The following is a 4,959-nucleotide window of genomic DNA, read 5'->3' on the forward strand; positions in this document are numbered from 1 at the left end:
ACATTGAGTGCCACAGCGATAATCAGTCTTTTCATTCTGGGTTCCATCCTGGTAACCTTCAGCATTTTATTAAGTTCATTTTCATCGCGCCTTGGCATACCTATTCTTGTCATTTTCCTGGCTATCGGCATGCTGGCGGGGGTTGACGGAATCGGCGGTATCCCCTTCGATAATTACCCTTTCGCCTATATGGTAAGTAACCTCGCGCTGGCGGTGATCTTGCTGGACGGCGGCATGCGCACCCAGGCAAGTTCGTTTCGCGTTGCCTTAGGTCCGGCGCTGTCTCTGGCTACCGTCGGCGTGCTAATCACCTCCGGCCTGACCGGTATGATGGCAGCCTGGCTGTTTAACCTCGATATGATGGAAGGCCTGCTTATTGGCGCGATTGTCGGCTCTACCGATGCGGCGGCGGTGTTCTCGCTGCTCGGCGGCAAGGGGCTGAACGAGCGCGTTGGCTCCACGCTTGAGATTGAATCCGGCAGCAACGATCCGATGGCGGTGTTCCTGACCATCACCCTGATTGAGATGATCCAGCAGCACGAAACTGGCCTGAGCTGGATGTTCGCCTGGCACATCCTCCAGCAGTTTGGCCTCGGGATTATCATTGGTCTCGGCGGCGGTTACCTGTTACAGCAGACAATCAACCGTATTACGCTGCCTTCCGGCCTTTACCCGCTGCTGGCCCTGAGCGGCGGGATCCTGATCTTTGCCGTCACCACCGCGCTGGACGGCAGCGGTATTCTGGCGGTTTACCTCTGTGGATTCCTGCTGGGCAACCGACCGATTCGTAACCGTTATGCGATACTGCAAAACTTTGACGGGCTGGCCTGGCTGGCACAGATCGCCATGTTCCTGGTGCTGGGCCTGCTGGTGACGCCTTCCGACCTGCTGCCTATCGTCGTGCCAGCGCTGCTTTTGTCGGCCTGGATGATCTTCATCGCCCGTCCGCTGTCGGTGTTTGCCGGGCTGCTGCCGTTCCGCGGGTTTAACCTGCGTGAGCGGATATTTATCAGTTGGGTGGGGCTGCGCGGCGCGGTGCCGATTATCCTGGCGGTTTTCCCGATGATGGCCGGGCTGGACAACGCTCGTCTGTTCTTCAACGTCGCCTTCTTCGTGGTGCTGGTATCGCTGCTGTTCCAGGGGACGTCGCTGGGCTGGGCGGCGAAAAAAGCCAAAGTGGTGGTACCGCCCGTTGGCTGGCCGGTCTCCCGCGTGGGGCTGGATATTCATCCAGACAACCCGTGGGAACAGTTTGTCTATCAGCTAAGCGCCGATAAGTGGTGCGTGGGTGCTTCGCTACGCGATCTGCATATGCCCGCTGAAACGCGCATTGCCGCCCTGTTCCGGGATAACGCCCTGCTTCACCCGACCGGCAGCACGCGGCTGCGAGAGAACGATATCCTCTGCGTGATTGGCCGCGAGCGCGACCTGCCTGCCCTTGGCAAGCTGTTCAGCCAGTCGCCCCCGGTGGCGCTGGATCAGCGTTTCTTCGGCGATTTTATCCTCGAAGCCAGCGCCCGCTTTGCGGATGTGGCGCTGATTTATGGGCTGGAGGGAGGAATGGAGAATCGCGATAACCAGCAAACACTGGGCGAGATTATTCAGCAATTATTAGGGGCTGCACCGGTCGTCGGTGACCAGGTGGAGTTTGCCGGGATGGTCTGGACGGTGGCCGAGAAAGAGGATAACGCGGTGCGCAAAGTCGGCGTAAGGCCGATGGAGGAGGAGGCGGAGTAGCTGCTTTTTTGCCGGGTAGCGCTAACGCTTACCCGGCCTACGTTCGGGCTTTTGTAGGCCGGGTAAGGCGAAGCCGCCACCCGGCACACACACATGTTACACCGTCACAACAGGCACTCTTGACGCCAGCGCGCACATCAGTTCATACCCGACAGTGCCCGCCGCAGCGGCCACATCATCAATTTTAACCTCGTTGCCCCACAGCTCAACCGGTGAGCCGATCCCCGCCTGAGGACATGGCGTCAAATCAATAGCCAACATGTCCATTGAGACGGTGCCTACCGTGCCCGTACGCACGCCATCGACCCACACCGGCGTGCCGCTCGGGGCGATGCGCGGATAACCATCTGCATAGCCCCCCGCCACGATACCGATACGCTGTTCGCCCGCTGCCCGATAGCGGCTGCCATAGCCCACCGTATCGCCCGCTTTCAGGGTTTGCACGCCGATAATTTCGCTTCGTAACGTCATCACCGGCTTCAGGCCGCTGTTGGCGATATCCTGCCACTGACCTGAGGGTGACGCGCCGTACAGCACGATCCCCGGGCGCACCCAGTTGTAATGCGCCTCGGGATGCCAGAGCGTTGCCGCTGAGTTCGACAGCGAGCGCGGACAGTCCAGCCCTTCTGCCGCCTGCTCAATGCGGACCATGGCATCGGCAATGCCGTCCGGCTTTTCCGCATCGGCAAAATGCGCCATCAGCGTCATCTCACCGACGTTTTTCAGCGCACGAAGCTGCTGCCAGACCGTGTGCACGCGTTCAGGCTGGAAGCCCAGACGATTCATACCGCTGTTCACTTTGAGATAGATATCCAGCGGGGCATGCAGCTTCGCGTCCTGAATGGCCTTGATCTGCCAGTTACTGTGAACGCTGGTCGTCAGGCGGTACTTATCCAGCAGAGGCAGATCTTGCGCATGGAAGAATCCTTCCAGCAGCAGGATCGGTCCTTTCCAGCCGCGCTCACGCAGCAGGATGGCCTCTTCCAGATTCAGTAAGGCAAAACCGTCGGTGGCGCCGAGCGCACTCCAGATACGGTCGATACCATGACCGTAGGCGTTGGCTTTCACCACCGACCAGACACGAGAACCCGGCGCAGCACGACGAACAATTTGCAGGTTATCCTTCAGCGCCTGCAAATCCAGCTGGGCCAGAATGGGACGGGACATGACGACTCCTTAATTATGCGCGCCGTGCAGGTGTTGTGGACGCGAGGGGGTAAACCCTGATTGATAGCGTGCGGCGCTTAAATCGTCAAACGGAATTGCCGGCGTCCGCCCGGAAATCAGGTCGCTAAGCAGCTGGCCCGAACCGCAGGCCATGGTCCAGCCAAGCGTACCGTGGCCGGTATTTGTCCACAGATTTTTGTAAGGCGTACGGCCCACAATCGGCGTGCCGTCCGGGGTCATTGGACGCAGGCCGGTCCAGAACGTCGCCTGCTCAATGAAACCGCCGCGCGGGAAGAGATCGCCGACGACCATCTCCAGCGTTTCACGACGTGGTTTGAGCAGTTCGGTATTGAAGCCCACGATTTCCGCCATGCCGCCGACGCGGATCCGGTTATCGAAACGGGTGATGGCGATTTTGTAGGTTTCATCAAGAATGGTTGATACTGGCGCGCCGCTGTCCTCTTTCACGGGAATGGTCAGGGAGTAGCCTTTCAGCGGATAGACCGGGATATCCAGGATCCCTTTCAGCATCGCGGTAGAATAGGATCCGAACGCCATCACGTAAGCATCGGCTTTGATCACCTCTTCTCCACACTTCACGCCGTAAATCTTCTCCCCTTCCGACAGCAGCTTGTCGACAGAAGTATTGAAGCGGAATTTCACCCCGGCCTGCTCACACATGCGCGCCAGACGCTGGGTGAAAAGCTGGCAGTCGCCGGTTTCATCGTTCGGTAAACGCAGACCGCCCGTCAGCTTGTGCGCGACCTCGGCAAGTGCTGGCTCCACCTGGGCAAGTTGGCTGGCTTCCAGCAGCTGATAGGGTACGCCCGCATCTTCAAGCACGGCGATATCGCGGGTCGCGTTTTCATACTGTTGCGCGGTACGGAACAGCTGAAGTGTGCCGCCCTGGCGCCCTTCATATTCGATCCCCGTTGAGGAACGCAGCGCTTTCAGGCAATCGCGGCTGTATTCTGCGAGGCGCACCATGCGCCCTTTGTTTTCCATGTAGTGGCGGGTATCGCAGTTGCGCAGCATCTGCCACATCCACTTAAGCTGGAACTGTGTGCCGTCAAGGCTTATCGCCAGCGGCGCATGTCGCTGAAACATCCATTTGATCGCCTTCAGCGGAACGCCCGGGGCCGCCCACGGCGCAGCGTAGCCCGGGGAGATCTGCCCCGCATTCGCCGCACTGGTTTCCAGCGCCGGACCGGATTCGCGATCGATAACGGTAACCTCATGTCCCGCCTGACTTAAATACCAGGCGCTGGTTACGCCAACGACACCACTTCCCAGTATGACAACACGCATAGCCACTCCATTATGAGCAAAAGAACAATCATCTAATTACAGATTGATAACCTAGCTGAAAATATTATTCAACATATGACTTTTTTATGGTGACTCAACTCACATATCCCGCTGTATCAGGGGATGGCGCTTATTTGGGATCTCCTGCTGCGCGTTATTTTTAACCAGTAGAAAATTCTGCGATCACCGCTTTTTTTGCCGTATCGAAAACGGGAAATCGCAAAGAAAAAATTTCTGCGCCCCGCGTATTTGAATGGGGTGATCTATGCTTGAAAGGAGGCTCTCCAGTCAGAGAGAGCGACCAACAACGAGGGCGCGCTAATGGCTACACTAGATTCCATGTCAAGGGACAGCACCCGTCTGAGCGATGGACCCGACTGGACCTTCGAGTTGCTGGATGTCTACCTGGCGGAGATCGACCGGGTGGCCAAACTCTATCGTCTGGACACCTATCCCCATCAGATTGAAGTCATCACCTCGGAACAGATGATGGACGCTTACTCCAGCGTCGGGATGCCGATTAACTATCCGCACTGGTCGTTTGGTAAAAAATTCATTGAAACGGAGCGACTGTATAAGCACGGACAGCAGGGGCTGGCGTATGAAATCGTTATTAACTCTAACCCGTGTATTGCCTATCTGATGGAGGAGAACACCATTACCATGCAGGCGCTGGTGATGGCGCACGCTTGCTATGGACATAACTCGTTCTTCAAAAATAACTATCTGTTCCGCAGCTGGACGGAC

At 57.5% G+C, this 4,959-nt stretch carries 4 protein-coding genes; 2 read left to right on the top strand and 2 right to left on the bottom strand.

What is annotated here, in order from left to right; translation table 11 throughout:
• Nucleotides 1-3 precede the first annotated feature (3 nt).
• On the top strand, nt 4-1,737 hold the full coding sequence (locus HP459_RS21315) for a potassium/proton antiporter (RefSeq protein WP_023306465.1): 1,734 nt from the start codon (nt 4-6) through the stop codon (nt 1,735-1,737).
• Nucleotides 1,738-1,833: 96 nt separating this feature from the next.
• Here the strand turns inward: HP459_RS21315 and dadX are convergent, their stop codons facing one another.
• Nucleotides 1,834-2,904: a catabolic alanine racemase DadX gene (gene dadX / locus HP459_RS21320; RefSeq protein WP_022648427.1), complete on the bottom strand. Its 1,071-nt coding sequence runs from the start codon at nt 2,902-2,904 to the stop codon at nt 1,834-1,836.
• A 9-nt stretch (nt 2,905-2,913) separates the two neighbouring features.
• On the bottom strand, nt 2,914-4,212 hold the full coding sequence (locus HP459_RS21325; RefSeq protein WP_022648428.1) for a D-amino acid dehydrogenase: 1,299 nt from the start codon (nt 4,210-4,212) through the stop codon (nt 2,914-2,916).
• A 321-nt stretch (nt 4,213-4,533) separates the two neighbouring features.
• Here HP459_RS21325 and HP459_RS21330 point away from each other — a divergent pair.
• Nucleotides 4,534-4,959, top strand: a 426-nt coding sequence (locus HP459_RS21330; protein ID WP_171936798.1) for a SpoVR family protein, incomplete at its 3' end; no start/stop codon positions are given.

This window comes from Enterobacter sp. CM29 (assembly GCF_013179605.1).
Lineage (GTDB): Bacteria > Pseudomonadota > Gammaproteobacteria > Enterobacterales > Enterobacteriaceae > Enterobacter > Enterobacter intestinihominis.